The sequence below is a fragment of the Wolbachia endosymbiont of Pentalonia nigronervosa genome (genome assembly GCF_014534705.1).
In the GTDB taxonomy this organism is placed as follows: domain Bacteria; phylum Pseudomonadota; class Alphaproteobacteria; order Rickettsiales; family Anaplasmataceae; genus Wolbachia.
Genome location: NZ_JACVWV010000088.1, coordinates 1 through 3,782 on the forward strand (window position 1 = coordinate 1; position 3,782 = coordinate 3,782).

3 protein-coding genes and 1 pseudogene are annotated in these 3,782 nt (G+C 34.5%); all 4 read right to left on the reverse strand.

What is annotated here, in order from left to right:
* Positions 1-630: 630 nt before the first annotated feature.
* The 4 genes and pseudogenes from IC220_RS06395 to IC220_RS06410 all read right to left on the reverse strand — a co-directional run bounded on the left by IC220_RS06395 (position 631) and on the right by IC220_RS06410 (position 3,580).
* Positions 631-1,164 (reverse strand): annotated as a pseudogene (locus IC220_RS06395) (ankyrin repeat domain-containing protein).
* Between the two features lie 169 nt (positions 1,165-1,333).
* Positions 1,334-2,494: a phage tail protein gene (locus IC220_RS06400; RefSeq protein WP_188153646.1), complete on the reverse strand. Its 1,161-nt coding sequence runs from the start codon at positions 2,492-2,494 to the stop codon at positions 1,334-1,336.
* A complete protein-coding gene (locus tag IC220_RS06405) occupies positions 2,494-3,294 on the reverse strand; it encodes a baseplate assembly protein (protein ID WP_188153647.1) in 801 nt (266 codons plus the stop codon). The genes IC220_RS06400 and IC220_RS06405 overlap by 1 nt, the downstream gene beginning before the upstream one ends.
* The gene (locus tag IC220_RS06410; RefSeq protein ID WP_369408772.1) at positions 3,272-3,580 is read right to left on the reverse strand and encodes a GPW/gp25 family protein; all 309 of its coding nucleotides are present in this window, start codon (positions 3,578-3,580) and stop codon (positions 3,272-3,274) included. The genes IC220_RS06405 and IC220_RS06410 overlap by 23 nt, the downstream gene beginning before the upstream one ends.
* Between the last annotated feature and the right edge of the window lie 202 nt (positions 3,581-3,782).

A 3,782-nucleotide genomic window follows, 5' to 3' on the forward strand; every position in this document is an offset into this window, starting at 1 on the left:
AATTGTGTCTCCACTTTTTCCTTTTTCATTTATCCCTTCATATGATTTTTTCTTTAATTTCCTTAGTGCCTTCTGAAAATCATTCCTCGTTTCTTTGTTGTATCTTATTCTTTTCTGTGCCATTTTACCTCCTTTTGATAAAAATTCTAGCAGCACCTCCATTTCTTTTGTTTACTGCTATTACTTGATTATATTCTGTCTATACGAGTAAAGTAAAGTCATCCCTACAATCACGGATAGAAAGTTATATGTTTTTTAACATGTGCTGCAATATTAACTTATATCATTAGTATGATAACAAATGGGCCATACATGACCTATTAAAATCTTACTATTACCCACAAATATAGTATCTATTCTGATTGCAGTTAAAGGACAGACAAAAATACTTTAAATGATCTATTTTTCACCTAACATTGCGTAAGATGTTAAAAAATTAACCATGTTGCACTGTGTTTAACCCACTTTATTCTAACAATTTTGCTTGTTCAACAGTTTTTTGCCGCTTCACTGAACAGATAACATATTTTGGGTAATTGTAACGCCTGGGTATACTACTAAATATGCTTTTCTAGCTCATGAACTGCATCATTCTGTTTTCAGCTTTTTATTCTCTTACCTGTACCTCTCTCACAGTTCCCCTTTGCTACACCTGCTGCTGTTTGCTTTTTCTATATATTTCCTTTGTTTATTTGCGATCTTTATGTTCTCTAGCATTTCTGTTATTTCTTTATCATTTTCCGCGTAGTCCATAGGGGTTTTCCCATATTTATCCTTTTGCTCCACATTTGCTCCCGCTTTCACTAGCTCTTCTACTATTTTTACCTAACTTACCATGCATGCTAGATGTAATGGGGCATATTTGCTACTACGTTCCACTACATTTATCTCTACTCCTGCCTTTATCAGCTCTTTTGTATTTTCTAGACGTTGCCCCATTACTGCTAAGTGCAGTGGTCTATATTGTCCCACATCTGCAGCATTTATATTTGCTCCTTTTTCAATTAATAATCTCACTTTTTTTGGATCTGGCATCCCTACCGCATAATGTAACATCGTCCTCCCTTTTGTATCTTTTTTATTAATATTTTCTATAGAATTATCTAATACTTTTTTCCACAATTTTTTGAATTCTTCTCTTTCTTTCTTGCTAAATTTTACCATAACGTTCCTTAACTGTACTATAAAATGGCTACATTTCTGCTCATTTTAGTGCTTGATAATTTTTGTTTGTTTACCAGCTACTTTTTCACTTAGTACTGTTTTAGTATGAAAGGCAAGTTTTTTTTACAAAATATACAAATTTTTTTGCATAAGATATAAATATAAGTATTTAATGTATTAAACATATTACTTGATTTCTTTTCCAATTTCTGTTCAAATGTCGATGTTCGTGCCACGTTAGTGCACCTGGGTATACTACTAAAATGTAACTTTCTAATTCATGTATTGCATCTTTTTGTCTTGAATCTGAATCGCTTTTAAAATGAACATTGTGCTCTGCTAAACCAAATCTTATAACTTTTTGATTGATATCATTTTCTATTTTGTAATGATAAGTTACACTGAATCTTTCTAAAATTGGTGTGTATTTGAAATTCCACAATTGCTCTGAAAGCCTATTTTCTCCCAGCAAAAACCTGTCTCCCATTTCCTCATTATAACAAACAGGAAAGCAGCCATTTATTTCTCCTAATTTCCAACTGTCAGACAATACCACCTGTGCTTTCGCAAATTTAATTGGTGGCAGTAAGTTCTGTGGGGTAGGGTATAATGCTTTGAAATTATACCAAAGATGATTTCTCTCATATATGCCATTATAGTTCTTTGTGTGTGGCTCTGTTTCCCCCAGTATTGCTACATCTAAACGATATAAATCGCTACTGTAATTTCTTTCATAATGAGCTCTAAATGTACCAAATTTGAAACTTGGATTAGCGATTTTTAGCTCAAATGAGTTTTTTCTTCCAAATGATAATACTGGTCCTTCTTTTGCTACTTTTACTCCTGAATAATCAGACAGTAAGTCACCAAATATGCTTTCATCCAACATGAACCTTTGGGCGTTATATAGGTCATTAAAAATCCGCATTAGTCTTGATCTTACCGGGAGTGATAATTTTGCCAACTCTATTACTGCATCCACAAAAAAGTCATTTGGTACGTCTTTTATTCCAACTTGAAGTTCAAAAAAATGCTTTCCGGGTGGCTCTTCAATAATCGTAATGTCATCTATGTTTGCCCATTTCAGAGCTATTTTTAAAGATGCAGGTGTTCCTCTTAAACGCTGAAATTCTACTCCTTCTTTTATAGCCTTCTTTTTGTCTTTTACCCACAGCAAAATTTCTTCTAGGCCATATTCTTCTATCATCCATGGCAATATTTCATCTTTAAGATTAAACTTAAATCCTCTTATGCTTCTTGGATCTACTTTATAGTCTATCGCTTCTACTATACCTCTCTCTTGTTTTGTCGCATTTGGTGGTAATAACATCAGTTTTTCCTTACACACTCAACTCTCAAATTTTCCAGTTTAGCACACTCATTGCCCTTTATTACAACGTCTTCTTGAGGTTCTATCAACTCTATATTTTCTACCCCTTCTACAAACAAATTCGCTATAATCCATGACCTTGTAACATTCCATCCTAGCTTTTTGCTTGCTTCAAACTTTTTGATGAACTGTTTCTTTATTTCTTCCTCCGATACTACAGGGCTCATGCTAATTTTGCTGTGGATATCTATTCCAATAATATTGCAATTCACCACTTCTATAGTATCGGTTAAAACTCTTATATCGTCCTTGTTTAGCTGATTTCTGACAATTTCTAGTAGTGCCTCCGATGGTGTGGATAATTCTGTTGATAAAATTGAAATTTGCACCTTTCCTGGTACCAGTGATTCCACTAAAGCATCCTTAACTCTTGTATCTGCTGACAGTGCATGGTACTTATAATGCTCCTTACTTCCACCTGTTGACCAGCCTTTTATTTTCGCTTTTATTCTTTTTCCAAAAGCTTCATCATTTTCTTCATCTTTTCTTTCTACTCCATAAAACTCAGCTAAATGATCGAGATCAGTTCCTTCTGCAAACTTCAGTAGATTTGCTTTTGCTGCTTCATTTATTCTCTGCCTCAGTAATAGCTCCCTCCATGCTGCCACTTCTAGGATTTTTACCGCTGGGTCACTTTCTACAAGCGCTGAAAACGTCGGATCTCTATTCACTAGTTCTCCTTTCACCCTAGATAATATCTCCTCATAACTCAGCTTTTCAATTATATTTGGCTGCTGCATTTATCTCAACCTCACTAATATTTATAGATTTACCCTCTAATATACCTGCAAGTGAAATTATAACCTTTCCTTCTTTTACTTCTTCAATTTTCACTTTTTCTAATTTTAACCTTCTCTCCCACTTTTGTAGAGCCTCTGCTACTGCTGCATAAATTTCTAATGTAAAATCACGATTTACTGGCCTATCAACCAACTCAAACAACCTTGAGCCATAATCCCTTCTCATGATTCTGCTGCCTATCGGTGTGGTCAGTATATCAGCTATCGATTGTTTTAAATGCTCTATTCCCTCTAGGTAGTGTAGACATTCAAAAAGAAAGGAGTTATAATAACAATTTTTGAGAGAAGCTAAGGATGTTATACGACTTAAAAGATAAGCAATGGGAAAGGATAAAGGAGAGTTTACCCGGAAAGAAAGGGGATAGTGGAAGGAGTGCAAAGGACAACAGAAAGTTCATAGCAGCAGTGATGTGGATAGGGCGAACAGG

Bases quoted from the DNA above. Each gene is read 5' to 3' on its own strand.
- IC220_RS06400 (WP_188153646.1), bottom strand. From the start codon at position 2,494: ATGTTATTACCACCAAATGCGACAAAACAAGAGAGAGGTATAGTAGAA.
- IC220_RS06405 (WP_188153647.1), bottom strand. From the start codon at position 3,294: ATGCAGCAGCCAAATATAATTGAAAAGCTGAGTTATGAGGAGATATTA.